Raw genomic sequence first — 24,644 nt, 5'->3', positions numbered from 1 at the left:
GGCCGGCAGAGGGTGCCGGGCCGCCCCGACCAGCCGCCCGGCACGGGCGCACCGGAACGGCGGGATCCGCGGGGCTTCGGCCCCGCGGATCCCGCGTCCATGACACGAACAGATGGAGTACGACGATGACCACCTCGACCAACGGCGCCTATGATCGCCGGCCGCTCATCGCGGGCAACTGGAAGATGAACCTGGACCACATGCAGGGCATCACCTTCCTGCAGAAGCTCGCCTGGACCCTCGACGACGCGGGCCACGACTTCTCGCGGGTCGAGGTGTCCGTCTTCCCGCCGTTCACCGACCTCCGGGGCGTCCAGACGCTCGTGAAGGGCGACGACCTGCAGCTCGTCTTCGGCGGGCAGGACCTCTCGCCCGAGGACTCCGGCGCGTACACCGGCGACATCTCCGGCCAGTTCCTCGCGAAGCTCGACTGCACCTACGTGCTCGTGGGCCACTCCGAGCGCCGCACCCTGCACGCCGAGTCGGACGAGCTGCTGAACCGCAAGGTGCACGCCGCCTACCGGCACGGCCTCCTACCTGTCCTCTGCGTCGGCGAGGGCCTCGAGGTCCGGCAGGCCGGGGCGCACGTCGAGCACACCCTCCAGCAGGTGCGGGCCGGCGTAGCCGGGCTCACGAACGAGCAGGCGGCGTCGCTGGTCATCGCGTACGAACCCGTGTGGGCCATCGGTACCGGCGAGGTCGCCGGCCCCGGTGACGCGCAGGAGATGTGCGCCGCCATCCGCGCGGAGCTCGGCTCGCTGTTCGATGCCGCCACCGCCGCGAAGACCCGCCTCCTGTACGGTGGCTCGGTCAAGGCGGCCAGCGCCGCGAGCATCCTCCGGGAGCGCGACGTGGACGGCGTCCTCGTCGGCGGTGCGAGTCTCGACGTGTCCGAGTTTGCTAGTATTGTCAGGTTCGAACAGCATCTGGTGACAGACTAGTTCCGTGCGCCGGCCGCGTCAGACAGCGGCTACTCAGCCTTGAAAGGGCCCCGTGGAAATCCTTCGTATCATCCTGCTCGTCCTGCTCGGGATCACCAGCCTTCTGCTGACCCTGCTGATCCTGCTCCACAAGGGACGCGGCGGCGGCATGTCGGACATGTTCGGTGGCGGCATGACCTCGAGCATGGGGTCCTCGGGTGTGGCCGAACGGAACCTCAACCGGTTCACGGTGGCCCTCGGGCTCGCCTGGGGAGTCGTGATCGTGGCCCTCGGCCTGATCCAGCGGTTCGCCGGCGAAGCGTAGACACCCGGCACCCCGATTCGACGAAGCCCCCGTTCCCTGCAGGGAACGGGGGCTTCGTGCGTCCGGACCGTCCGGACCGTCCGGACCGTCCGGCCCGCGCAGGGACCGGCTGTCAGCCGGCGGGCTCGTCGTCGTGGTCGATGAGGCGGCCGGGCAGCTTCTGGGCGGCGTCCTGGTCGATCAGCCACAGGGTCTTCTTCAGGCCGCGGGGTCCGGCGGCAGGGACCTGGACGTGGCCGGCACCGGCGAGGGCGAGGCCCACGGCGCCGGCCTTGTCGCTGCCGCTGACCGAGAGCCACACCTCCTGCGCCGTGTTGATCGCCTCGAGGGTCAGGGAGATGCGCTGCGGCGGCGGCTTCGGCGCGTCCGGCACGCCCACCGTCGTCGCTCCCTTGGTACGGATGCCCGACAGCTCGGGGAACAGCGATGCGACGTGCGCGTCCGGGCCCACACCGAGGAGGAGCACGTCGAAGCGGGGGAGCCGGGCATCGGCCTGGGCCGCCTCCGGGTCCGCGTCGAGCTCGGCCCGCGCCGCGGCCGCCAGCTGCGCGGCGTAGTCCGCGGCGGCGGCGTCCTCGTCGGGGAACTCGTCCTTGGACCCGAACTCGTGGATCTTCACCGGGTCGACTGCGATCCGGTCGAGCAGCGCCGCACGCGCCTGGACGGCGTTGCGGTCGGGGTCCTCGGCGCGCAGGAACCGCTCGTCACCCCACCAGAAGTGCACGTTGGCCCAGTCCACGGCGGTGTGCGCGGGTGACTCCACGACGGCCTGCAGGGCGGCCGTGCCGATCGAACCGCCCGTGAGGACGACGGTCGCCGTACCCCGGTCGCTCTGCACGTCGACGAGGCGCGTGATCAGCCGTGCCGCCACCGCCGCCGCGAGCGAGGCCTGGGAAGGATGAATGCTGACTTTCGGTTCAGCGCTCACTCGTGCGCACACTCCTTAGGTTGGTCCGGGCCAGGCCCTCCGTGATCACTTCTCCGAAGACCTCGTCCGGATCGAGTCGCCGCAGCTCCTCCGCGAGGCAGTCCCGCAGGCTCCGGCGGGGCAGCGAGATGCGCTGGACGGGCTGGTTCGGCTGGTGGAGCTCGGCGACGTTCTTGTCGGGACGGTGCAGCTCGACGTCGCCTCCGCTCCGCGTCAGGCGGACCCGCTTCAGGCCCGTCCCGACCTGCCCGGCCACGATGGTCACCGGGGCATCGAGGGCCTTCGTCAGCCATGCCGCGAGCAGCACCGTGCTGGGGGAGTCGGACGCACCCTCGACCGTGATGGCGGTGATGGGCTGACTCCCCTCGAGCTGGTCGAGGACAGCGGCGAGCTGGATGCGCCAGTTGGTCAGGCGCGTCCAGGCTAGATCCGTGTCGCCGGCCGCGTACGTGCTGCTGAGGTTGAACAGTGCCGCCGTCGGATCCGCCTCGTTGGCGGAATCGGTGATCCTTCGGTGCGCGATGCCTCCGATCGAGGTCTGCGACGCGGCTTCGGGCACGCCGTGCGGCCACCAGGCCACGATCGGGGCGTCCGGGAGGAGGAGGGCGGAGACGAGTGACTCGTTCTCGTCGGAGAGGTCGCCGTAGCCGCGGAGGACCACGACCTCGGAGGCGCCGGCGTCGCCGCCCACACGGATCTGGGCGTCGAGCCGCGTCTGCTCGTCCGCCGAGCCCTCGGCCAGGACGATGATGCGGCACGGGTGTTCCCGGCTCGCCTCGTTCGCGGCGTCGATCGCCGCCTCCTCGTAGCCGGACCGGGTGATGACAACGAGCGTCAGCACCCGGCCGAGCGCGACGACGCCGCCGCGGTCGCGCATGGCCATGAGTTCCTTCGACACCCTCGAGGTGGTGGTGTCGGGCAGGTCCACGATCAAGGTCGCCTCCAGGTGCGTCCGTCGGCGGCGAGCAGGGCGTCCGCCGAGGCGGGCCCCCAGCTGCCCGGTACGTAGGGTTCGGGCTGGCTGTCGAGAGCCGCCCAGTGCTCCTCGAACGGGTCGAGGATCTTCCAGGACAGCTCCACCTCCTGCTGCCGGGGGAACAGCGGCGGCTCCCCGAGGAGCACGTCGAGGATGAGCCGCTCGTAGGCCTCGGGGCTGGACTCGGTGAAGGAGTGGCCGTAGCCGAAGTCCATCGTGACGTCGCGGACCTCGGCCTGGGTGCCCGGCACCTTGGAGCCGAACCGGATGGTCACGCCCTCGTCGGGCTGCACGCGGATCACGACGGCGTTCTGGCCGAAGTCCTCGTCGTCGTGCGAGCGGAACAGCAGGTTGGGGGCGCGCTTGAAGACGACGGCGATCTCGGTGACGCGCCGACCCAGGCGCTTGCCCGCCCGCAGGTAGAACGGCACGCCGGCCCAGCGTCGCGTGTTGATGTCGAGCCGGAGCGCGGCGAAGCTCTCCGTCGTCGAGTCGCCCGGGATGCCCTCCTCGTCGAGGAAGCCGTTCACCCGCTCACCGCCCTGCCAGCCGGCCTCGTACCGTCCGCGCGCCGAGCGCCCCGAGAGGTCGCGGGGCAGGGTGACGGCCGCGAGGACCTTCTCCTTCTCGGTGCGCAGGTGGTCGGCGTCGAACGAGATGGGCTCCTCCATGGCCGTGAGGGCGAGGAGCTGCAGCAGGTGGTTCTGGATGACGTCGCGGGCCGCGCCCACGCCGTCGTAGTACCCGGCCCTGCTGCCGATCCCGATGTCCTCCGCCATGGTGATCTGGACGTGGTCCACGTAGTTCGCGTTCCACAGCGGCTCGAAGAGCTGGTTCGCGAAGCGCAGGGCCAGGATGTTCTGGACGGTCTCCTTGCCCAGGTAGTGGTCGATCCTGAACACGGCGTCGGCAGGGAAGACCTCCTCGACGATCGTGTTGAGCTCGCGTGCGGACTCGAGGTCGTGCCCGAAGGGCTTCTCGATCACCACGCGGCGCCACTGGCCGTCGTCGGGCTGCGCGAGGCCGTGCTCGGAGAGCTTCTGGCACACCGCCTCGAAGGCCTTCGGCGGGATCGAGAGGTAGAACGCGGCGTTGCCGCGCGTGCCCCTGCTCTGGTCCAGTCCGTCGAGGCACTCCTTCAGCTGCTTGAAGGCGTCGTCGTCGTCGAAGTTGCCCGTGACGAAGCGGATGCCCGCCGAGAGCTGCTCCCAGACGGTTTCGTTGAACTGCGTCCGCGCGTACTGGGTCACGGATTCCCGGACCTGCTCCACGAACTCGGCGTCGCTCCAGTCGCGGCGGCCGAAGCCGACGAGGCCGAAGCTCGGCGGCAGGAGCCCCCGGTTCGCGAGGTCGTAGATGGCGGGCATGAGCTTCTTCCGGGCGAGGTCGCCCGTCACCCCGAACAGGACGAGGGAGGAGGGTCCGGCGATGCGGCTCAGGCGCCGGTCCCGCGGATCCCTCAGGGGATTGGCGTTGCGCGCCCCGGTGCTGTCGGCCACGGCTCAGCCGATCCCGTGCGCCGACCGCCCGGAGGCGGTGAGGTAGGCGATGACACCGCGCAGCTGCTCGACGCCGGCCGCCCGGTCCGTGAGGTGGAGGCGGAGTACGGGGCGGCCGTGGTCGGCGAGGACCTGGGCGTCCCCGGCGGCCTGCGCCGAGATCAGCTCACCGAAGGTGAAGGGCAGGCCCGGGATCGCGAGGTCGGTGCTGCTGGCCCCGGTGAGCTGGAGGTACGCCCCGATCGGGGAGCCGCCCTTGTGGTACTGGCCCGTGGAGTGCAGGAACCGCGGCCCCCAGCCGAACGTGACCGGCCGGTCGGTGGCTGCCGCGAGCGGCGAGCGGATCTCCTCGAGGGCCGCCTGGCGGTGGCGGTCGAGGTACGCCTGCACCGAGAGGTAGCCGTCGGCCGGGATGGCCGCCAGCAGGGCCTCCAGCGCTTCGGCGACGGTGGCGGACGAGCCGAGCAGGCCCGCGTCGCCGCGCACCTCCACGGCGCCGTCGACGAACGCGGCCGGAGCCGGCTCCGGCCGGGCGTCGAGCAGACCGCGGGCGGCCTTCTTCGCGGCCTCGACGTCGGGCTGGTCGAAGGGGTTGATGCCCAGCAGCCGGCCGGCCACGGCGACGGCGTACTCCCAGACGAACAGTTGGCTGCCCAGCGTGCCGCTGACCGTGACCCGGGTCCCGCCTGTCATCTCGTCGCTGGGGGCCTCGTCGAACGGTGCCAGCAGCACGGGCAGGACGTCGTCGGCCACGGCGGCGAGTTCGGGGGCGCCGCTGGAGGCGACGACCGGCAGCAGGCCGGTACCGAGCTTCCCGGTGGACTCCGCGATGAGCTGTTCGGCCCAGTCCGCGAAGCCCGGGAGGCCGGACCCGGCGTCGGCGAAGACGATCTTGTCGCGCAGCGGAGCCGTCCCGCCGAGGACGGCGCCGAGCTGCAGGCCGAGGTTGTCGTCGACATCGTCACCGAGGAACTCGGCGGCGTCCTCGGCGTCGTCGAGGAGCGCCGCGATGTCCGCTCCCGCGAGTCCCGAGGGCACGAGGCCGAACGCCGTGAGCGCGGAGTAGCGGCCGCCGACCTCGGGGTTCGCGTTGAACACCTTGCGGTAACCGGCCTTGCGTGACGCCTCGTCGAGCGGCGAACCCGGATCGGTCACGATCACGATCCGGGAGGCGGCGTCGATGCCGGCGTCGGTGAAGGCCTGCTCGAACAACCGCCGCTGGGAGTCCGTCTCCACCGTGGATCCGGACTTCGAGGAGACCACGATGGCGGTGCGCTGCAGGTCCTCCTCGAGGGCCGCGCGGACCTGCTCCGGGTCGGTGGAATCGAGCACGACGAGCTCGACGCCGGCCTCCTTCGTGATGACCTCGGGGGCGAGCGACGAGCCGCCCATGCCGCAGAGGACGATCCGGTCCACGCCTTCTGCGTGGAGATCGGCCCGCAGGCCGGCGATGTCCGGTACGAGGGCGCGGGAGCCCTCGAAGAGGTCGATCCAGCCGAGCCGGATCGAGGCCTCCGACTCGGCGTTGGTACCCCACAGGCTGGGGTCCTTCGCCATGAGACGGGAGGCCACGCGGTCGTGCACGAGCGCGGGGACGGCCGACTCGACGGCGGCGAGCGCGTCTCCTGATGCTGTGATGGCGAACGATCCCATGGGTATCAGCCCTTCGCGGCGTCGAGGGCGGCCTGGACGGTCTCGAGGAGCTCGGACCAGCTGGCGACGAACTTGTCGAGGCCCTCGGTCTCGAGCTGGTCGACCACCTCGTCGTAGGAGATGCCCAGGGCGTCGAGCCGGTTCAGGACCTCGTTGGACTCGTCGTAGGTGCCGGTGACCGTATCGCCCTCGATGACGCCGTGGTCGGCCGTCGCGAGGAGCGTCTTCTCCGGCATGGTGTTGACGACGTTAGGGGCCACGAGGCCCGCGACGTAGAGCGTGTCGGGAAGGTCGGGGTCCTTGACGCCCGTCGACGCCCACAGGGGACGCTGGGCGTTCGCGCCCGCCGCCGCCAAGACCTGCCAGCGCTCCGAGGCGAACTGCTCCTCGAAGATCTGGTAGGCGAGGCGCGCGTTGGCGAGCCCGGCCTTGCCCTTGAGCGCGGACGCGTCGTCGGTGCCGATCGTGTCCAGCCGGCCGTCGATCTCGGCGTCGACGCGGGAGACGAAGAAGGAGGCGACGGAGGTGATCTTCGTCAGGTCGTGCCCGTTCTCCTTCGCCTGCTCGATGCCGAGCATGAACGCGTTGATCACGGCACGGTAGCGCTCGAGGGAGAAGATCAGGGTGACGTTGACGCTGATGCCCGCGGCGATCGTCTCGGTGATGGCCTCGAGTCCCTCGACCGTGGCGGGGATCTTGATGAGCACGTTGGTGCGCTGCACCTTGGCGTGCAGGCGCTTGGCCTCGGCGATGGTGCCCTGGGTGTCACGGGCGAGGCGGGGGTCCACCTCGATGGAGATACGGCCGTCGGCGCCGTTGGTGCGCTTGGCTTCGGCAGCGAACAGGTCGCAGGCCTGGGCGACGTCGTGCGTGGTGATGTCGAAGACCGCCTGGTCGACGTCGGCGCCCGCCTCCGCAAGCGCTCCGACCTGGGAGGCGTAGGACTCGCCGTTCTTCAGTGCCGCGGCGAAGATGCTGGGGTTGGTCGTGACGCCGACGACGTTCAGGTCCTCGATGAGGTGCTTGAAGGCGCCCGAGTTGATGCGTTCCCGGGAGAGGTCGTCGAGCCAGATGGATACTCCGGCGGCCGAGAGGTCGGCCGTGGGTGATGCGGTCATGATGTGCTCCTTATCCGCTTCCGCGGAGATGTGTCGTGAACGGATCGGACGGATCGGACGGATCGAGAAGAGGTGGAGGGCCGCTCCCGGGCCGGGGCCCGGGAGCGGTGCGGGCTACTGCTGGTCGCCGGTCTCCGTGGCGTGGTGGCCGGAGGGCATCGCGGCCGTGCCGTTGGGTGCCAGGGGGTCGGCGGCAACGGCCTCGAGCGAGTCCTTCGCTGCCGCTACGACGGCGTCGGCCGTGATGCCGAACTCGCGGTAGAGCGTCTTGTAGTCGGCGGAGGCGCCGAAGTGCTCGAGCGAGACGCTCCGGCCGGCGTCGCCGACGATCCCGTGCCAGCTCTGCGAGACGCCTGCCTCGACCGAGACGCGGGCGCGGATGGTGCGCGGAAGGACGCTGTCGCGGTAGGCGGCGTCCTGGGCGTTGAACCACTCGAGGCACGGCATGGAGACGACGCGCGCCGAGATGCCCTGTGACTCGAGCTGCTCGCGGGCCTCGACGGCGAGCTGCACCTCGGAGCCCGTGCCGATGAGGATGACATCGGGGGTGCCGCTCTTCGCCTCGGCGAGCACGTACCCGCCCTTCGCGACGCCCTCGGCCGAACCGAACGTGTCACCCGTCGCGGCGCCGTCGCCCCGCTCGTAGGTCGGGATGTTCTGGCGCGTGAGGACGATGCCCGCGGGGTTCTCGGTGTTCTCGAGGATGGTACGCCAGGCGATCGCGACCTCGTTCGCGTCACCGGGGCGGACCACGTCCAGTCCGGGGAGGGTCCGCAGCGAGGAGAGCTGCTCGACGGGCTGGTGCGTGGGGCCGTCCTCGCCCAGGCCGATGGAGTCGTGCGTCCAGACGTAGATCGCCGGCACGCCCATCAGGGCGCCGAGGCGGACGGCGGGACGCTGGTAGTCGCTGAAGATCAGGAAGGTGCCCGAGAACGCACGCGTGCTGCTGTGCATCACGATGCCGTTGACGATGGCGGCGGCCGCGTGCTCGCGGATGCCGAAGTGCAGCACCCGTCCGTACTGGTTGCCGGACCAGGACTTCGTCTGCCGGCTCTCCGGGATGAAGGAGGGGGATCCCTCGATGGTCGTGTTGTTCGACTCGGCCAGGTCCGCGCTGCCGCCCCACAGTTCGGGGAGCACGGGACCGATGGCCGTGAGGACCTTGCCGGAGGCCGCCCGGGTGGACATGTCCTTGCCGGCCTCGAAGCTGGGGAGGCTGGACTCCCAGCCCTCGGGGAGGGTGCGTGCCTGGATCCGCTCGAGCAGGGCTGCCTCCTCGGCGTGGCCCGCCTTCCAGGCGTCGAAGCCCTCCTGCCAGGCGCCGTGCGCCTCGGATCCGCGCTGCACCACACCGCGCGCATGCTCGAGGACCTGCGGGTCGACGTCGAAGTGCTGCGCAGGGTCGAAGCCCAGGGCTTCCTTCAGTGCCGCGACCTCGTCCTTGCCGAGCGCCGAGCCGTGGATCTTGCCGGTGTTCTGCTTGTTCGGCGCGGGGTAGCCGATGATGGTGCGCAGCGAGACGATGCTCGGGCGGGAGGTCTCGTTCTTCGCGGCGACGAGGGCCGTGTAGAGCTCGGCGACGTCCTCGACGTACTTGCCGGTCTTCGTCCAGTCCACGCGCTGCGTGTGCCAGCCGTACGCCTCGTAGCGCTTCAGCACGTCCTCGGTGAAGGCGACGTCGGTGTCGTCCTCGATGGAGATGTGGTTCTCGTCGTAGAGCACCACGAGGTTACCGAGCTGCTGGTGGCCCGCGAGGGACGAGGCCTCGGAGGTGACGCCCTCCTGGAGGTCGCCGTCCGAGGCGATGACCCAGATGGTGTGGTCGAAGGGGCTGGTGCCGGCCGGGGCGTCGGCGTCGAACATGCCGCGCTGGCGGCGCTGGCCGTAGGCGAAGCCGACGGCCGTGGCGAGGCCCTGGCCCAGGGGGCCGGTGGTGATCTCCACGCCCTTGGTGTGGCGGTACTCGGGGTGTCCAGGGGTGAGGGAGCCCCAGGTGCGGAGGGCCTTGAGATCGTCGAGCTCCAGGCCGTAGCCGGACAGGAAGAGCTGGATGTAGAGGGTCAGCGAGGTGTGGCCGGGGGAGAGGACGAAGCGGTCGCGTCCGGTCCACTCGGGGTCCGAGGGGTCGTGCCGCATCAGCTTCTGAAAGAGGAGGTAGGCGGCCGGTGCGAGACTCATCGCCGTGCCCGGGTGTCCGTTCCCCACCTTCTCCACGGCATCCGCCGCGAGGATGCGGACGGTGTCGACCGCCTTCTGGTCCAGTTCGGTCCAGGTCAGTTCCTGCTCTTGCGTCTGTGGCACGTTTCCGGGCCCCTCTCTGTCCGGAACGGCACCCTAGCTGGCGACGGCGTACCTCGGGGCACGCCGTCGGGCTGGCCGTTCACCGTTGAATCCTGCGAAGTTAGGCTCCGACCGGGGACAGCACTGAATCCGGGCATCATGGTCCGGAGGCGCTTCCACAGCGGGCTTTCGAATCCACACTATCCCTTCCGGACAGCGTTGCACCGTGGGAGGCGAAGAATGTCCTTCCTCACATTACGAGGTTGCACTGCTGCGGCCCGGCACGCCGTGCGCCGGTGCCCGGCGGGGACCGCTCGTCCTGTCGGACCGTGGGCGCGGGCGTCCCGTGCACCGTCCGCGGGCGGTGCAGACCGGGACGGGCGCGGTCGAGCGACCGTCCCCGCGGTTCGCAAGGGCCGCGCTGCCGGGATCCGGCGCCGATTTCTACACGGCGTAAAAGGGTATGATGGCGTTGTCTTTTACTCCGGAAGAATCGAAAGTGTTGCCTCGTGAAGACCCAGCAGGTTCCTGCTCCGGCACGTTCCCCGCAGGCCCGTCAGGGTTTCGGGCGCAAGGCGAAGGCCTACCTCGCGCTGACGAAGCCCCGCGTGATCGAGCTTCTCCTGGTGACCACCCTTCCCACGATGATCTTCGCGCAGGGCGGCTTCCCGCCCCTCGGACTGATCCTCGCCACCATGGTCGGCGGTGCACTCGCGGCCGGTAGCGCGGGGGCGTTCAACTGCTATATCGACCGTGACATCGACAAGCTCATGCACCGCACGGAGAACCGCCCGCTCGTCACGGGCGAGGTGACACCGCGCGAGGCTCTCGCCTTCTCGTGGATCCTCGGCGTCGTGGCGATCGCCGTCCTCTGGTTCGGCGCCAACCCGCTGGCCGGGATGCTCGGGGTCGCCGCGATCTTCCTGTACGTCGTGGTCTACACCCTCGTGCTCAAGCGCCGCACGTCGCAGAACATCGTCTGGGGCGGGGCCGCCGGCTGCATGCCCGTGCTCATCGCCTGGGCGGCGGTCACCAACTCGATCGAGTGGCCCGCCGTCGTGCTGTTCCTCATCATCTTCCTGTGGACGCCGCCGCATTACTGGCCTTTGTCCATGAAGTACGGCGACGACTACCGTGCAGCGAGCGTCCCGATGCTCGGCGCCATTGCCGGCGCGCGCGTGGTGTCCGTGCAGGTGGTCCTGTACGCGTGGGCCATGGTGGCCTGCTCGCTCCTGCTGATCCCCGCCGGCGCCGGGTGGGTCTACTCCGTGGCTGCGCTCGTCGGCGGTGCCTGGTTCATCCGCGAGTCCCACCGCCTGTACTCGCTGGCGCAGCAGGGCGAACTGAGCAGCAAGGCCGCGATGAAGGTCTTCCACGGCTCCATCAGCTACCTGACGGTGCTGTTCCTGGCCCTCGCGATCGACCCCTTCGTCGGATCGGCCGTCCTCGCCTGATCCCGGCGCGACGGTACCTGTCCGTCCCGCTTAGGCTTGCTGCCATGGACTTCACCGGCCTCATCGCCTACCCCGTCACCCCGTTCGCCGCCGACGGTTCCGTGAGCCGGGACGATCTCCGCGGCCTCGTGGGCCACCTGGCCACGACGGCGGTCGACGCCGTCACGGTGCTCGGGTCCTCCGGAAGCTTCGCCTACCTCGACCGCGCGGAACGCTCCCTCGTGGCCCGGACGGCCATCGAGTCCGTGGACGGACGGGTGCCGGTGGCCGTCGGCATCAGTTCCGTGGGGACGCGTGAGGTGCTCGACGCCGCCGCCGACGCACAGGCGGCCGGCGCGGACGGCCTCGTCCTCTCTCCCGTCTCGTACGTCCCGCTGACCGACGACGAGGTCGTGGCACAGGTGCACGCCATCTGCTCGGCCACCGACCTGCCGATCTGCCTGTACAACAACCCGGGCACCACGCAGTTCGACTACTCGCTGCAGGTGGTCGCCGAACTGTCCGCGCTACCGCAGGTCGTCGCGTTCAAGGACACTGCCGCCGACGCCGCGACATTCAACGCGCGGCATGCACGACTCGCCCCACTCGTCCCCGAGGGCTTCAGCCACGGCGTGAGCGGCGACCTCCTCATGATGACCGGGGAGGTCGCGGCCGATGCGTGGCACAGCGGCCCCGCGGCGCTCCTTCCCGCGTACTACGCCCGCCTCCGCGCCGCCGTCGTCGCCGGTGACCGGCACGCGATCGACCGCGTGCGGCATGTCCTCGAACCGCTGGTCGACCATGTGGCGGGACTGCGGAAGATCAGCGGGCTGCACCTGCTGGCGCGTGCATGCGGCATCGCCGCAGGAGACCCCCGCCCGCCCCTGCTGCCGAGCCCCGGGTCCGAGCTGCGCGAACTCGGTCGCCTGCTCGACGTGCTCCAGGCGGAGTTCGACGACGACTGAGGCAGGACCGGCACGGGACCCCGCCGTCGTTCCCGACTCCTACGCCACGGACTCCCGCACTCCGGCACGGACCGTCGCGCCCGGCAGCGGTTTCGTCGTCGTCCCGATGTAGAGCGCGTGGACCGCGGCCGCCATGAGCAGCGACGCCCCCAGCATGTGCAGGGCCACGAGGGCGATGGGCAGGTGCAGGAAGTGCTGCGTGTACCCGATGGCGCCCTGGACCACGACGACGACGGCCAGCAGCGTGAGCGCCCTGCGCAGCGTCCCGTGGACGCCGCTGCGGTACGCGACGACGACGGCGAGCGCCACGGTGGCGACGAGCAGGTACACCGGGAGGGCGTGCAGGCGGGTCGCCAGGAGGGCGTCGAGCCCGTTCCGGGCTGCGCCGTGGTCGCCGGCGTGGGGGCCGGATCCCGTCACCACCACGCCGAGGAGGATGGCGACGGAGGTCAGCACCGTCGCGGTGACGAGCAGTTGGCGCAGGAGGGGCGGAGCGGCGGGCGCGCGCCGACTCCGGTACTGCTCCGTGGTGAGCCGCGCACGGTCGACCAGCACCGTCGCGAGGGCGACGAGGATCATGGACACGACGAAGTGCAGGCCCACCACCCAGGGGTTGAGGTCCGTCCAGACCGTGATGCCGCCGATCACGGCCTGCGCCGGGATGCCGAGGAAGAGCCCGATGGACAGCCGGAAGAGATCCTTGCGTTCCCGCCGCAGGCCGAGGACCGCGACGATCATCGCGAGGGCGATGATCACCAGGACGAAGGTCAGGAGCCGGTTGCCGAACTCGACGACGCCGTGGAAGCCCATCTCGGGGGTGGTGATGATCGAGTCGGGCGTGCAGCGCGGCCACTCGGGGCAGCCGAGACCCGACGCCGTCAGGCGCACCGCGCCGCCCGTGACCACGATGGCGATCTGCGAGACGAGGGACGCGACGGCCAGTCTGCGTACGAGCGGTGTGGTGTCGCGGGGGAGGGCCCCGCGGACGCGGGACAGGACGGGGATGGTCATTCGGTCAGCTCCATTTGAACCAGCGGATGGCCGCGAGGCCGGCGAGGGCGGCCCAGGCGAGGAGCACCAGGCACGCGATGGGATCGAGGATGCCGTCCGCGAGGGCGCTCCGCAGTCCGTCGCCCAGTGCGGCGGACGGGAGGACGGCGACGAACGGTTCGGCGGCGGCGGGCAGGCTCGCCGCCGGGATGATGACCCCGCCCGCCGCGGCGAGCAGGATCCACACGAGGTTGGTGACGGCGAGCGTGGCCTCGGGGCGCAGGGTCCCGGCCACGAGCAGGCCGAGGGCCGTGAAGGCTGCGGACCCGACGAGCAGCAGCAGGACGGCCGGGAGCAGTCCCTCGGCCCGCGGCGACCAGCCCATGAGCAGCGCGGCACCGCCGATGACCACGAGCTGGACGGCGAGGACGGCGGCGACGGCGACGGCCTTGCCGAGAATGAGCCCGGATCGGCCGAGCGGGGTGGTCGACAGGAACCGGAGGACGCCGTAGCGGCGGTCGAAGCCCGTGGCGATGCCCTGTCCCGTGAAGGCGGTGGACATGGTGCAGAGGGCCAGGACGCCGGGCGCGGCGACGTCGATGCGGCTGGGCCCGTACGCGTCCAGCAGCGGCGTGATCACCAGGGCTGTCAGCGCCAGGAGCGGCAGGACGATCGCCAGGACGAGCTGCTCGCCGTTGCGGAGCATGGCCAGTGCCTCGTAGCCGCCGTGCCGCAGCACGCGCGCCACGAGGGGTGCCGCCGTGCCGGGGGCGGGGGAGGATGCCGCGCTCATCGGATGCTCCTTCCGGAGATGTCGAGGAAGACGTCCTCGAGGGAACGCGGTGCCATGGAGATCGCCGTGGGCATGACGCCGCAGGCGTCCCACCAGCGGGCCAGGTTCGCGACGTCGGCGGCCGTGAGGGCGCCCCGGAGGACGTACTGTCCCGGCTCGTCCTCGCGCTGGTGCAGGTGGGGGAGGAGATCCGGTGGCAGCGTGAGGCCGGGCACCGTCTCGAACCGCAGCTCCCGCATGCCGTCGGCGTCCTTGTCCGCGGTCAGGGCGGCAACGGTGCCCTCGGCGACGGTCCGGCCCCCCTCGAGGATGTAGACGTAGTCCGCGAGCCGCTGGGCGTCGCCGAGCAGGTGTGTGGTCAGGATGACGGCGAGGCCGTCGGCGCGCAGCTCGCGGATCAGCTCGAACACGATGGTGCGGGACTGCGGGTCGAGGCCCGCGCTCGGCTCGTCGAGGAACACGACCTCGGGCCGCCCCACGAGGGCGCACGCGAGGGCCAGGCGCTGCTTCTGCCCGCCGGAGAGCCTGCGGATGGACACGCTCCCGAACTCGTCGAGCCCGAGGCGCTCGGCGAGGGCATCGACCGGCAGCGGCGAGCTGTACATGGAGGCGACGTGCCGCAGGAGGGCCATGGGGCGCACGGACGGCGGGAGCCCGCCGTCCTGGAGCATCACCCCCACTCTCGCGCGCAGGTGCGGGGAGGCGCGGTACGGGTCCTCGCCGAGGAGGCGCACCGTGCCGCCGTCGGCGCGCTGGAGTCCCTGGGCGCATTCGAGCGTCGTCGTCTTGCCCGCTCCGTTCGCTCCGAGGAGGACCGTGACGGCGCCGCGGGACGCGCTCAGGCTCACGCCCTCGAGCACGCGCACCATCCGCCCGTCGAGGGCGCCGACGGGACCGAAGTCCTTGATGAGGCCGTCGATCTCGAGGGCTGGGGGAGGTGTCGGCACGCCCTTATTCTACGTCAGGTAGTAATCGAGCCGGGGCTGCCGATGGGTAGCCTCGCCTAACTGGTGGCGCGGAATACATTAGGTCATGCTTGTGTTGTCTAATGTGTGCCGACAGTGAGGAGTGGACCGTGACCGCAACATCCCGCGCTGACGCCCAGGCTCCTGCCGACGCCCCCGCCGGCCGGACGGCGCAGATCGTCTCGCCGGACCCCGACGAGCGCACCCGCGACCGCGTCCTGTCCGCCGTCCTCGAACGTGGCCCCGTCAGTGCGGCGGAGCTCGGTGACGGCCTCGGCTTCACCCCGGCGGCCATGCGCCGCCACCTCGACGCCCTGTCGCAGGACGGGCTGATCGAGGTCAAGCGCTCCCGCGCCTCGGCGACCGGCGCCGGCCGTCCTGCCCGCCGCTACGTCCTCAGTCAGCGCGGCCAGGCCAAGATGGGCAACGACTACCTCGACATCGCCACGGCCGCCCTCGCCCAGTTGGGTGCAGCGGCCGGACCGGCGGCCATCGAGGAGTTCGCCCGCACGCGGTTCGCCGGCATGGAGGAGCGCTACCGCCCCATCGTCGAGGCTGCGGGGCCTGACCTGGAGGCACGCGCGCGGGCCCTGGCCGCCGCGCTGACCACGGACGGCTTCGTCGGCTCCACCAAGACCGTGGGCCTGCCGCAGGGACGCGGCGCCCGGAGCGTCCCGCGCGCCCGTCCGGTGATGCTCAGCGTCCAGCTCTGCCAGGGGCACTGCCCCATCCAGGGCCTCGCCTCCGCCTTCCCCGCCTTCTGCGAGCAGGAGACGGGCGTGTTCGCCCGCCTGCTCGGCGTCGACGTGCGCCGCCTGTCGACGCTCGCCGCCGGCGGCCACGTCTGCACCACCCATATACCCCTGGGACGGACGACGGCGGTGCCCCCACCGGGCACCCCTGACGCCTCCGGGCCCGCCGCGACACCGGATGATCCGGCAGCAGCGACCCCCGGCACCCCAGCAACGCTATCCATCCATCAGCAAGGAAGGCCATGATGACGGATCAAGTAGACCGCAAGCCAGTTGCGTCGGCAGTGCCGGAGTCGGTGATCACCGACATCCTGGAGAAGAACCCGGAGCTCGAGGGCATCGGCACCTACCAGTACGGCTGGGCCGACAAGAACGAGGCCAGCGACAACGCGCGCCGTGGCCTGAGCGAGGAGGTCGTCCGCGACATCTCCGCCAAGAAGAACGAGCCCGAGTGGATGCTCGATCTCCGCCTCAAGGGCCTCAAGTACTTCGACCGCAAGCCCATGCCGGCCTGGGGCGCGGACCTCTCCGGCATCGACTTCGACAACATCAAGTACTTCGTGCGCTCCACGGAGAAGCAGGCGAACACGTGGGAGGACCTCCCCGAGGACATCCGGAACACGTACGAGAAGCTCGGCATCCCCGAGGCGGAGCGTGCCCGGCTCGTTTCCGGCGTCGCCGCCCAGTACGAGTCCGAGGTGGTGTACCACCAGCTCCGTGAGGACCTCGAGCGCCAGGGCGTCATCTTCCTCGACACCGACACCGCACTGCGCGAGCACCCGGAGATCTTCAAGGAGTACTTCGGCACGATCATCCCTGTGGGCGACAACAAGTTCGCCTCGCTCAACACCGCGGTGTGGTCCGGCGGCTCGTTCGTGTACGTGCCGAAGGGCGTCCACGTCGAGATCCCGCTGCAGGCCTACTTCCGGATCAACACCGAGAACATGGGCCAGTTCGAGCGCACGCTCATCATCGCCGACGAGGACTCCTACGTGCACTACATCGAGGGCTGCACCGCCCCGATCTACACGTCGGACTCCCTGCACTCGGCCGTCGTCGAGATCGTGGTCAAGAAGGGCGCCCGCGTCCGCTACACCACCATCCAGAACTGGTCGAACAACGTGTACAACCTGGTGACCAAGCGCGCCATCGCGCACGAGGGCGCCACCATGGAGTGGATCGACGGCAACATCGGCTCGAAGGTCACCATGAAGTACCCGGCCGTGTACCTGGTCGGTGAGCACGCCAAGGGCGAGACGCTCTCCATCGCCTTCGCCGGCGAGGGACAGCACCAGGACACCGGATCGAAGATGGTGCACATTGCGCCGAACACCAAGTCCTCGATCATCTCCAAGTCCGTGGCACGCGGCGGTGGGCGAGCCGCCTATCGCGGGCTGGTCCAGGTGCGCGACGGCGCCAAGCACTCCGCGAACACGGTGCGCTGCGACGCGCTGCTGGTCGACACCATCTCGCGCTCGGACACGTACCCGTACGTGGACATCCGCGAGGACGACGTCACCATGGGCCACGAGGCCACCGTGTCGCGCGTCAGCGAGGAGCAGCTGTTTTACCTCATGTCCCGCGGGCTCCCCGAGGACGAGGCCATGGCCATGATCGTGCGCGGCTTCATCGAGCCGATCGCCCGCGAGCTGCCCATGGAGTACGCGCTCGAGCTGAACCGGCTGATCGAACTGCAGATGGAAGGGGCCGTAGGCTAGTAATGGCTGAGACCACCCACACGGACATATCGCCCACCACCGACCCCGAGGGCGAGGTCACCGATCTCGGCGACCTCGACGAGAAGGCCCGCCTGGGCGCCCCCTCGGGTGCCTCGGCCGCCATCGACGGGTTGACGGAGGAGGGCGAGAGCCTCTCCGCCCGCAACGAGGGCTCGGAGCAGTTCGGCCTCAAGAAGCACAGCCACGGCAACGCCCCCGTGGTGCCCGAGGCATCGCGGGGCGAGCGGCGCAGGTCCTTCGACCTCGCCGACTTCCCGACGCTCACCGGGCTCGAGGAGGACTGGCGCTTCACGCCGCTCAAGCGCCTGCGCGGACTGCACACCGACGCCCTGACCGGGACCGCTCCCGCCGTCGAGGTCACCGGTGCCGGGAACGTCACCGTGGAGACGGTCGAGCGCACCGATGCCCGCCTCGGCTCCGCGGCGACGCCCGAGGACCGCGTCTCCGCCGCAGCGTGGAACGCGTTCTCCCACGCGACCGTGATCACCATCCCGAAGGAGACGGTGGCCGACGGCGAGGTCATGGTCGGTGTCATCGGTTCGGCCGCGGACGCCGCGGCGCAGCACATCCTCATCCACGCCGAGGCCTTCTCCAAGGCCGTCGTCGTCCTGGACCACTCCGGATCGGTCACGCTCGCCCAGAACGTCGAGATCATCGTCGGCGACGGCGCGGAGCTGACCGTCGTCAGCGTCCAGGAATGGGACGACGACGCCGTGCACGTGTCCTCGCAGCAGGCCAAGGTGGGCCGCGACGCCCGCTACAAGCACGTGGTCGTCAGCCTCGGCGGTGACCTCGTACGGCTCACGCCGTCGTCGATCTTCACCGCCACCGGCGCCGAGGTCGAGATGTACGGGCTGTACTTCGCCGACGCCGGCCAGCACCTCGAGCAGCGCCTCCTCGTGGACCACGCCGTTCCCAACTGCAAGTCGCGCGTCACCTACAAGGGCGCGCTGCAGGGCGCCGACGCGCACACCGTCTGGGTCGGCGACGTGCTGATCCGGAAGGCTGCCGAGGGCACCGACACCTACGAGACGAACCGCAACCTGATCCTCACGGACGGCGCGCGCTCGGACTCCGTGCCGAACCTCGAGATCGAGACGGGCCTCATCGAGGGTGCCGGTCACGCCAGCGCCACCGGCCGCTTCGACGACGAGCACCTGTTCTACCTGATGGCCCGCGGCATCCCCGAGAAGGCCGCCCGCCGCCTCGTGGTCCGCGGCTTCCTCACCGAGGTCATCCAGCAGATCAAGGTCCCCGCCCTCGAGGAGCGCCTCTCCGAGTCGGTGGAGCGCGAGCTCGCGGCAGGAAACCTCTGATGGCCGACGCGCCCCGCGGCGAGCTGATCTGCAGTGTCGACGACATCCAGGTCAAGCAGGCGCTGCGCGTCCTGATCGACGACTACCCCGTGGTCGTCGTCCGCGACTCCGACGGCGAGATCCACGCGCTGGGCGACACGTGCTCCCACGCGGACATCTCCCTCTCCGAGGGCGACGTCGAGGGGTGCGCCATCGAATGCTGGGGCCACGGCTCCCAGTTCGACCTGCGCAGCGGTGCCCCGCTGCAGCTCCCGGCGTACGAGCCCGTCCCGGTGTTCGCACTCGAGATCCACGACGGCGACGTCTACGTGGACGTCGCGACGGTCACCAACGGAGCACCCGCCCCGCAGCTCGGCTAGCCGCCGCCCCCTTCCCGTCCCCCTCCCTGCCCAGCAGGCGACGAAGAAAGAACACCATGAGCACACTTGAAATCAAGGACCTGCACGTCAGCATCGACACCGAGCAGGGCAACGTCCCCATCCTCCGGGGCGTCACGCTGACCATCAACACCGGCGAGACCCACGCCATCATGGGCCCGAACGGCTCCGGCAAGTCGACCCTGGCGTCGACCATCGCCGGCCACCCGCGCTACAAGGTGGACAGCGGTTCCATCACGCTCGACGGCGAGGACGTCCTGTCCATGAGCGTCGACGAGCGGGCCCGCGCGGGTCTCTTCCTCGCCATGCAGTACCCCGTCGAGGTCCCGGGCGTGACCATGACCAACTTCCTGCGCACCGCGAAGACCGCGCTCGACGGCGAGGCCCCGAGCCTCCGCCACTGGACCAAGGACGTCAAGACCGCCATGGCGCAGCTGCGCATCGACGCGGACTTCGCCCAGCGCAACGTCAACGAGGGCTTCTCGGGCGGCGAGAAGAAGCGGGTGGAGATCCTCCAGCTCGAGCTCTTCCGCCCCAGGTTCGCCATCCTCGACGAGACCGACTCCGGCCTCGACGTCGACGCCCTCAAGGTCGTCTCCGAGGGAGTCAACCGCGAGCACGCCAAGGGCGGGATGGGCACGCTGCTCATCACCCACTACACGCGGATCCTGCGCTACATCAAGCCGGACTTCGTGCACGTCTTCGTCGCCGGGCGCATCGCCGAGGAGGGCGGACCGGAACTCGCGGACCGCCTCGAGGAAGAGGGCTACGATCGTTTCACGGCGCAGTCCGCGGTCGAGGCCTAGGACCACGTTCTCCGGCGCGGACGCGCGCCGACAGTTTGAAGATGGCTTGACCATCGCCTGAAAGGAAGAGTCGCATGAGTGATGTGCAGCAGGCGCCGACCGCGCTGGATGACATCGAGGAAGCGCTGCGGGACGTGATCGACCCGGAGCTCGGCGTGAACATCGTCGACCTCGGTCTCCTGTACGGCCTGAACTACGCGGAGGACGGCGCCCTCCTGATCGACATGACCCTCACCACCGCCGCCTGCCCGCTGACCGATGTGCTCGAGGAGCAGGTGGGCCAGGCGCTGGACGGCGTCGTCGACGAGTGGCGGCTCAACTGGGTGTGGATGCCGCCGTGGGGTCCCGAGCGGATCACCGAGGACGGACGCGACCAGATGCGGGCCCTCGGCTTCAACATCTGAGCACCAGCACCAGTAGCAGCACCAAAGGTCGAAGGGCGGTTCCGGCATGCGCCGGGACCGCCCTTCGGCCATCCCGGGAGACCTGACTCCCCGCGGGCGGTCGATCGTCAAGGGCGGCTCCCGCCTCCCGCGTCCTGCCCGTGGTCCTGCCCGTGGTCCTGTCCGTCGTCCTGCCCGTGGTCCTGTCCGTCGTCCTGCCCGTCGTCGCCCAGACCCCGCGCCGCGAGGGCCTCGCCCGTACGGTGCGCGTACGCCACGGCGCCGACCACCAGCGGAGTCACCGCGACGCGCGGATTGCGCTCCAGCCCTCGCGCGCGCGCCGCGTCGCGGACGTCGACGAACAGGCCCGCGAGGTACGGGATGCTGCGCAGCATGATGGACAGCGCGAGAGCGAACCGCTCCGGGTCGGCACCCACCGCGCGGAAAGGCTCCGCGAGGCGCGCCACGCCGTCGAGCAGGTCCTGCAGGGGCGTCGTGAGGGTCACGGCCCGCGCCGCGAGCAGGCACGCCGCGATACCGCCGACCACGGCCACCGCCTGCGGCCAGCCCTGGGTCACGCCCTGGTACACCGCGAGGATCCCCAGCACGGGGAGCGCCGGCAGGAGCATCTGGAGGACGCATGCGGGGGAGCGGCGCGCGCCGACGGTCAGGGCCCCGAGCGCGAGCACGAGGGCGACGGCGCTCGTCGCCGGTGAGCGCCACGCGATCACGACGACGGCGCACGCGAGGGACACGACCGCCTTCGGCCACAGCGGCACCCGGTAGAGGAAGCCCGAGCCGGGCCGGTACAACCCGAGCGTGCTGCCGAAGCCCCTCACGTCGCGTCCGCTCCCGACGCGGACACGGATGCTGCAGCGACCGCGCGGTAGCGGGCCACCGCCTCGGCCGGCGGCCCGTCGAAGACGATCCGGCCGTCGTCGACCACGAGCGTCCTGTCGCTCTCGAGGGCGAAGTCGAGGTTGTGCGTGGTGAACACCACCTGCTGGTCGAGGCCCGCGATGAGCGACCGTACGCGGGCGTCGTTCCGGAGGTCCAGCAGGGTGGTGGGCTCGTCGGCCACGAGGATGCGCGGCTCCACGGCCAGGACCACGGCGAGGGCGAGGATCTGCCGTTCCCCGCCCGAGAGGTCGTAGATGCTGCGGTCGGCCAGGTGCTCCACACCGAAGCGGCGCAGGACGGCCTCACCCTGCCGCCGCCGCTCCGCCGCCGGCAGCTTCCGGGACCGCAGGGACAGCTCCACGTCCTCGCGCCCCGTGGGCAGGACGAGCTGCGAGAGCGGATCGGTGAACACGAAGCCGACGCTGCGCCGGACGGCGTGCCCCTCGGACCGGGTGTCCCGGCCGAGGACGGCGACGGACCCCCCGGAGGGCACGAGGAGGCCGTTGACGAGGCGGAGGAGTGTCGACTTGCCGGACCCGTTGGCCCCGATCACCGAGATCCGGTGCTCGGTCAGGGTCAGGCTGAGCGGGTGGAGGAGCGTCCTTCCGCCGTCGGCGCGGACGCTCGCGCCCCGGAACTCGATCACGCGTCCGCGCGCCGCCCGCCGAGCAGGCGCGGGAACGCCCGGTGGACGGACACGGCGAGCACCGCCGCCAGGAGGTTCTTCAGGACGTCCCCGGGGAGGTAGGCGGCGTCGACGACGATCGCGTCCCGCAGGGGCAGCCCTGCGTTCACGACGAGTCCCGCGATGCCGAGCGGATGGACGGTCGTCAGGCTCGCAGCGAGGCAGGCGAGGAACAACAGGCCCGTGCGGAAGCGCTCGGCCCTGCGCAGGACGACGACGGCCAGCGACCCGGCGACGAGGGCGGCCAGCGGGAACGCCAGGAGGTACCCGGCGGACGGCCCGGCGAGGACGCCGAAGCCTCCGCTGAAGCCGCTGAACACCGGCAGGCCGATCAGCCCCGCGACGAGGTAGAGCAGGACGGCGGCCGTGCCGCGGCCCGGCCCGAGCACCACGCCGGCGAGCATCACGCCGAGGGTCTGGAGTGTGATGGGCACCCCGAGCGGACCCACTGGTATTCCGGGTAGGATTGCCAGGGCGGCGATGAGGGCGGCGAAGACCGCGACCAGCGAGAGATCGGTGGTATCCCATCTCCGGCGGGACGACGGCCGGCGGCTGCGGGCCGGTCCTGCATCGGCTGTTCCGGCTGGCTGCATGGGACATCCTCCTTCAGCGGGCCGGAGTCGCACCGGCCACTCCGGTGATATGTCGGTTCCCTCCAGCCGCACCTGCTTCTGTACCGAGACTAGCGCCGGTCATCCGGGACTCCCTTGTGGGATTCCTACAACAAACGCCGTCTCCAGCACCATCGAAAGGTCCACCCGTGATTAGCGTATCGAACCTGGAGCTCCGGGCCGGAGCCCGCCTGCTCATGGACGAGGTCTCCTTCCGCGTGGACAGGGGCGACAAGATCGGGCTCGTGGGGCGCAACGGCGCCGGCAAGACGACGCTCACGAAGGTGCTGGCCGGCGAGTCGCTGCCCGCCGGCGGCACGGTGACCCGCTCGGGGGAGATCGGGTACCTGCCCCAGGACCCCCGGACGCCGAACATGGAACAGCTCGCCCGGGACCGCATCCTCTCGGCCCGCAACCTCGATGCCGTCGTCGGTGAACTGCGCCAGGCGCAGGAGGACATGGCGAGCGAGAAGACGTCCGTGCGCAACAAGGCGATGGCGCGCTACGACCGCATCGAGGCGGCCTTCCTCGCCGGCGGCGGCTACGCGGCGGAGGCCGAGGCAGCGTCCATCTCCTCGAACCTCTCGCTGCCCGAGCGCATCCTCAACCAGCCGCTCAAGACCCTCTCCGGCGGCCAGCGCCGACGCGTCGAGCTGGCCCGCATCCTGTTCTCCGGGGCCGAGACGATGCTCCTCGACGAGCCCACGAACCACCTCGACGCGGACTCCATCGCGTGGCTCCGCGACTTCCTCAAGAACCACCAGGGCGGGCTGATCGTGATCAGCCACGACGTCGAACTCCTCGAGGCCACCGTGAACAAGGTGTTCCAGCTCGACGCCAACCGCGGGACGATCGACATCTACAACATGGGCTGGAAGCGCTACCAGCTCCAGCGCGAGACGGACGAGCGGGCCCGCAAGCGCGAGCGCGCCAACGCCGAGAAGAAGGCCCAGGTCCTCATGGACCAGGCGAACAGGATGCGGGCGAAGGCGTCCAAGGCCGTCGCCGCCCAGAACATGGCCAAGCGTGCCGAGCGGCTGCTGGGCGGGCTCGACGCCGTGCGCGCGTCGGACCGCGTCGCGGCCCTGCGCTTCCCGGAACCGTCGCCGTGCGGCAAGACCCCCATGACGGCCGAGGGCCTCAGCAAGTCCTACGGTTCGCTCGAGATCTTCACCGACGTGGACCTGGCGATCGACCGTGGCTCGAAGGTGGTGATCCTCGGGCTCAACGGCGCGGGGAAGACGACCCTGCTGCGCATGCTCGCCGGGGTGGACAAGCCCGACACCGGGCAGGTCATCGCCGGTCACGGCCTGAAGGTCGGCTACTACGCGCAGGAGCACGAGACGCTCGACACCGAGCGGACCGTCCTCGAGAACATGAAGTCCTCGGCGCCGGACATGCAGGACGCCGAGGTGCGCGGCATCCTCGGGTCGTTCCTGTTCTCCGGCGACGACGTCGACAAGCCGGCCGGGGTGCTCTCCGGCGGCGAGAAGACCCGGCTCGCCCTCGCCACGATCGTCGCCTCCTCGGCGAACGTGCTGCTGCTCGACGAGCCGACGAACAACCTCGACCCCGCCAGCCGCGCCGAGATCCTCGGGGCGCTCAAGAACTACAGCGGGGCCGTGGTGATGGTCAGCCACGACGAGGGCGCGGTCGACGCCCTCGACCCGGAGCGCGTGGTCCTGCTTCCCGACGGCGTCGAGGACCTCTGGAACCAGGACTACCTGGAGCTCGTCACCCTGGCCTGACCTCGACGGGACGGAGCGGCCGGCATCCTCGAGGCTGCTCGTGGCCGGCCGGCTGCCGCTAGGGTGATGACGTGGACTTCGACTGGCTGCGGACCTCGTGCCTGTCCTTCCGCGGCGCCTACGAGGACTACCCCTTCGGTCCGGACATCGCGGTGTTCCGGGTCCGGGCGGACCGGCGGGAGGGCTCCGGCATTCCGGGCAAGATCTTCGCCCTCGCCCCGGTGGACGCCGACCCGCCGTCGGTGTCGCTCAAATGCGAGCCGGCGCTGGCCCAGCAGCTGCGCGCCGCCCACCCAGAGATCACGGGTGCATGGCACCTGAACAAGAGGCACTGGAACGGGGTACGCCTCGACGGGGATCTTCCGGACGGGACTGTGCGCGACCTGATCGAGGACTCCTACGACCTGGTGGTCGCGTCGCTGCCCGCCGCGCACCGCCACGCGTTGGGCTGGCCGGGAGGCGCCCCGTGAGGGTTACGTGCG

The 24,644-nt window shown here is 70.6% G+C and carries 24 protein-coding genes; 12 read left to right on the top strand and 12 right to left on the bottom strand.

From position 1 onward, the window contains the following. Window positions 1–125: 125 nt before the first annotated feature. Window positions 126–941 (top strand): triose-phosphate isomerase, encoded by an 816-nt coding sequence (gene tpiA / locus AC4D2O_RS06920; RefSeq protein WP_490906072.1) that lies wholly within the window; start codon window positions 126–128, stop codon window positions 939–941. Between the two features lie 52 nt (window positions 942–993). Beyond that, entirely contained in the window at window positions 994–1,245 is a 252-nt protein-coding gene (gene secG, locus AC4D2O_RS06915; RefSeq protein WP_104179598.1) for a preprotein translocase subunit SecG, read from the top strand. 112 nt (window positions 1,246–1,357) lie between these two features. Here the strand turns inward: secG and pgl are convergent, their stop codons facing one another. The 6 genes from pgl to tkt all read right to left on the bottom strand — a co-directional run bounded on the left by pgl (window position 1,358) and on the right by tkt (window position 9,720). Continuing rightward, the gene (pgl, locus tag AC4D2O_RS06910) at window positions 1,358–2,173 is read right to left on the bottom strand and encodes a 6-phosphogluconolactonase (RefSeq protein WP_490906071.1); all 816 of its coding nucleotides are present in this window, start codon (window positions 2,171–2,173) and stop codon (window positions 1,358–1,360) included. Beyond that, complete coding sequence (locus AC4D2O_RS06905; RefSeq protein ID WP_490906070.1) at window positions 2,163–3,107, bottom strand: glucose-6-phosphate dehydrogenase assembly protein OpcA; 945 nt, start codon at window positions 3,105–3,107, stop codon at window positions 2,163–2,165. Before AC4D2O_RS06905 ends, pgl begins: the two co-directional genes overlap by 11 nt. Then, a complete protein-coding gene (zwf, locus tag AC4D2O_RS06900) occupies window positions 3,104–4,648 on the bottom strand; it encodes a glucose-6-phosphate dehydrogenase (RefSeq protein WP_490906069.1) in 1,545 nt (514 codons plus the stop codon). Before zwf ends, AC4D2O_RS06905 begins: the two co-directional genes overlap by 4 nt. A gap of 3 nt (window positions 4,649–4,651) precedes the next feature. Further along, the gene (locus AC4D2O_RS06895; RefSeq protein ID WP_490906068.1) at window positions 4,652–6,301 is read right to left on the bottom strand and encodes a phosphoglucose isomerase-related protein; all 1,650 of its coding nucleotides are present in this window, start codon (window positions 6,299–6,301) and stop codon (window positions 4,652–4,654) included. A gap of 5 nt (window positions 6,302–6,306) precedes the next feature. Continuing rightward, window positions 6,307–7,419 (bottom strand): transaldolase, encoded by a 1,113-nt coding sequence (gene tal / locus AC4D2O_RS06890; protein WP_490906067.1) that lies wholly within the window; start codon window positions 7,417–7,419, stop codon window positions 6,307–6,309. Between the two features lie 114 nt (window positions 7,420–7,533). Further along, the gene (tkt, locus tag AC4D2O_RS06885; protein WP_490906066.1) at window positions 7,534–9,720 is read right to left on the bottom strand and encodes a transketolase; all 2,187 of its coding nucleotides are present in this window, start codon (window positions 9,718–9,720) and stop codon (window positions 7,534–7,536) included. 488 nt (window positions 9,721–10,208) lie between these two features. On the opposite strand from tkt, the gene AC4D2O_RS06880 reads away from it, so the two are divergent. Both AC4D2O_RS06880 and AC4D2O_RS06875 read left to right on the top strand, forming a co-directional pair. Further along, window positions 10,209–11,153, top strand: coding sequence for a heme o synthase (locus AC4D2O_RS06880; RefSeq protein ID WP_490906065.1), 945 nt, complete (start codon window positions 10,209–10,211; stop codon window positions 11,151–11,153). A gap of 44 nt (window positions 11,154–11,197) precedes the next feature. Beyond that, complete coding sequence (locus AC4D2O_RS06875) at window positions 11,198–12,097, top strand: dihydrodipicolinate synthase family protein (RefSeq protein ID WP_490906064.1); 900 nt, start codon at window positions 11,198–11,200, stop codon at window positions 12,095–12,097. Window positions 12,098–12,136: 39 nt separating this feature from the next. Here AC4D2O_RS06875 and AC4D2O_RS06870 read toward each other — a convergent pair whose 3' ends face one another. From AC4D2O_RS06870 to AC4D2O_RS06860, 3 genes are read right to left on the bottom strand one after another with little or no spacing between them, the layout of a single operon-like run. Further along, window positions 12,137–13,108 (bottom strand): COX15/CtaA family protein, encoded by a 972-nt coding sequence (locus tag AC4D2O_RS06870; RefSeq protein WP_490906063.1) that lies wholly within the window; start codon window positions 13,106–13,108, stop codon window positions 12,137–12,139. Window positions 13,109–13,112: 4 nt separating this feature from the next. Then, entirely contained in the window at window positions 13,113–13,880 is a 768-nt protein-coding gene (locus AC4D2O_RS06865; RefSeq protein ID WP_490906062.1) for an ABC transporter permease, read from the bottom strand. Beyond that, window positions 13,877–14,827 carry an ABC transporter ATP-binding protein gene (locus tag AC4D2O_RS06860; protein WP_490906061.1) on the bottom strand — a complete coding sequence of 317 codons (951 nt, stop codon included), beginning with the start codon at window positions 14,825–14,827 and terminating at the stop codon, window positions 13,877–13,879. Before AC4D2O_RS06860 ends, AC4D2O_RS06865 begins: the two co-directional genes overlap by 4 nt. 101 nt (window positions 14,828–14,928) lie before the next feature. Here AC4D2O_RS06860 and AC4D2O_RS06855 point away from each other — a divergent pair, with 101 nt between their 5' ends. The 6 genes from AC4D2O_RS06855 to AC4D2O_RS06830 all read left to right on the top strand — a co-directional run bounded on the left by AC4D2O_RS06855 (window position 14,929) and on the right by AC4D2O_RS06830 (window position 20,239). After that, window positions 14,929–15,843: a helix-turn-helix transcriptional regulator gene (locus AC4D2O_RS06855; RefSeq protein WP_490906060.1), complete on the top strand. Its 915-nt coding sequence runs from the start codon at window positions 14,929–14,931 to the stop codon at window positions 15,841–15,843. Further along, complete coding sequence (gene sufB, locus AC4D2O_RS06850) at window positions 15,843–17,315, top strand: Fe-S cluster assembly protein SufB (RefSeq protein ID WP_307082645.1); 1,473 nt, start codon at window positions 15,843–15,845, stop codon at window positions 17,313–17,315. The genes AC4D2O_RS06855 and sufB overlap by 1 nt, the downstream gene beginning before the upstream one ends. 2 nt (window positions 17,316–17,317) lie before the next feature. Beyond that, window positions 17,318–18,652 carry a Fe-S cluster assembly protein SufD gene (gene sufD, locus AC4D2O_RS06845; protein ID WP_490906059.1) on the top strand — a complete coding sequence of 445 codons (1,335 nt, stop codon included), beginning with the start codon at window positions 17,318–17,320 and terminating at the stop codon, window positions 18,650–18,652. Then, entirely contained in the window at window positions 18,652–19,011 is a 360-nt protein-coding gene (locus AC4D2O_RS06840; protein ID WP_334209816.1) for a non-heme iron oxygenase ferredoxin subunit, read from the top strand. Before sufD ends, AC4D2O_RS06840 begins: the two co-directional genes overlap by 1 nt. A 56-nt stretch (window positions 19,012–19,067) precedes the next feature. Further along, window positions 19,068–19,835 carry a Fe-S cluster assembly ATPase SufC gene (sufC, locus tag AC4D2O_RS06835; protein ID WP_490906058.1) on the top strand — a complete coding sequence of 256 codons (768 nt, stop codon included), beginning with the start codon at window positions 19,068–19,070 and terminating at the stop codon, window positions 19,833–19,835. 74 nt (window positions 19,836–19,909) lie between these two features. Continuing rightward, window positions 19,910–20,239 carry a metal-sulfur cluster assembly factor gene (locus AC4D2O_RS06830; RefSeq protein WP_334209818.1) on the top strand — a complete coding sequence of 110 codons (330 nt, stop codon included), beginning with the start codon at window positions 19,910–19,912 and terminating at the stop codon, window positions 20,237–20,239. A 107-nt stretch (window positions 20,240–20,346) separates the two neighbouring features. Here AC4D2O_RS06830 and AC4D2O_RS06825 read toward each other — a convergent pair whose 3' ends face one another. Genes AC4D2O_RS06825 through AC4D2O_RS06815 form a run of 3 tightly spaced genes read right to left on the bottom strand, consistent with a single transcriptional unit; the run spans window position 20,347 to window position 22,396 of the window. Next, window positions 20,347–21,057 (bottom strand): energy-coupling factor transporter transmembrane component T family protein, encoded by a 711-nt coding sequence (locus tag AC4D2O_RS06825; protein ID WP_490906057.1) that lies wholly within the window; start codon window positions 21,055–21,057, stop codon window positions 20,347–20,349. Next, window positions 21,054–21,764, bottom strand: a complete 711-nt coding sequence (locus AC4D2O_RS06820) for an energy-coupling factor ABC transporter ATP-binding protein (protein ID WP_490906056.1) — start codon at window positions 21,762–21,764, stop codon at window positions 21,054–21,056. Before AC4D2O_RS06820 ends, AC4D2O_RS06825 begins: the two co-directional genes overlap by 4 nt. Beyond that, window positions 21,761–22,396 carry a biotin transporter BioY gene (locus AC4D2O_RS06815; protein ID WP_490906055.1) on the bottom strand — a complete coding sequence of 212 codons (636 nt, stop codon included), beginning with the start codon at window positions 22,394–22,396 and terminating at the stop codon, window positions 21,761–21,763. The genes AC4D2O_RS06820 and AC4D2O_RS06815 overlap by 4 nt, the downstream gene beginning before the upstream one ends. Before the next feature lie 167 nt (window positions 22,397–22,563). Here AC4D2O_RS06815 and AC4D2O_RS06810 point away from each other — a divergent pair, with 167 nt between their 5' ends. Together AC4D2O_RS06810 and AC4D2O_RS06805 are read left to right on the top strand one after the other, a co-directional pair. Further along, window positions 22,564–24,162: an ABC-F family ATP-binding cassette domain-containing protein gene (locus AC4D2O_RS06810; RefSeq protein ID WP_490906054.1), complete on the top strand. Its 1,599-nt coding sequence runs from the start codon at window positions 22,564–22,566 to the stop codon at window positions 24,160–24,162. 71 nt (window positions 24,163–24,233) lie between these two features. Beyond that, window positions 24,234–24,632, top strand: coding sequence for an MmcQ/YjbR family DNA-binding protein (locus AC4D2O_RS06805; RefSeq protein WP_490906053.1), 399 nt, complete (start codon window positions 24,234–24,236; stop codon window positions 24,630–24,632). Window positions 24,633–24,644 lie beyond the last annotated feature (12 nt).

The organism is Arthrobacter sp. TJ-238, from assembly GCF_058269215.1.
Note: the sequence above shows the minus strand (reverse complement) of the source record. Positions and strands in the feature narration are given on the sequence as shown.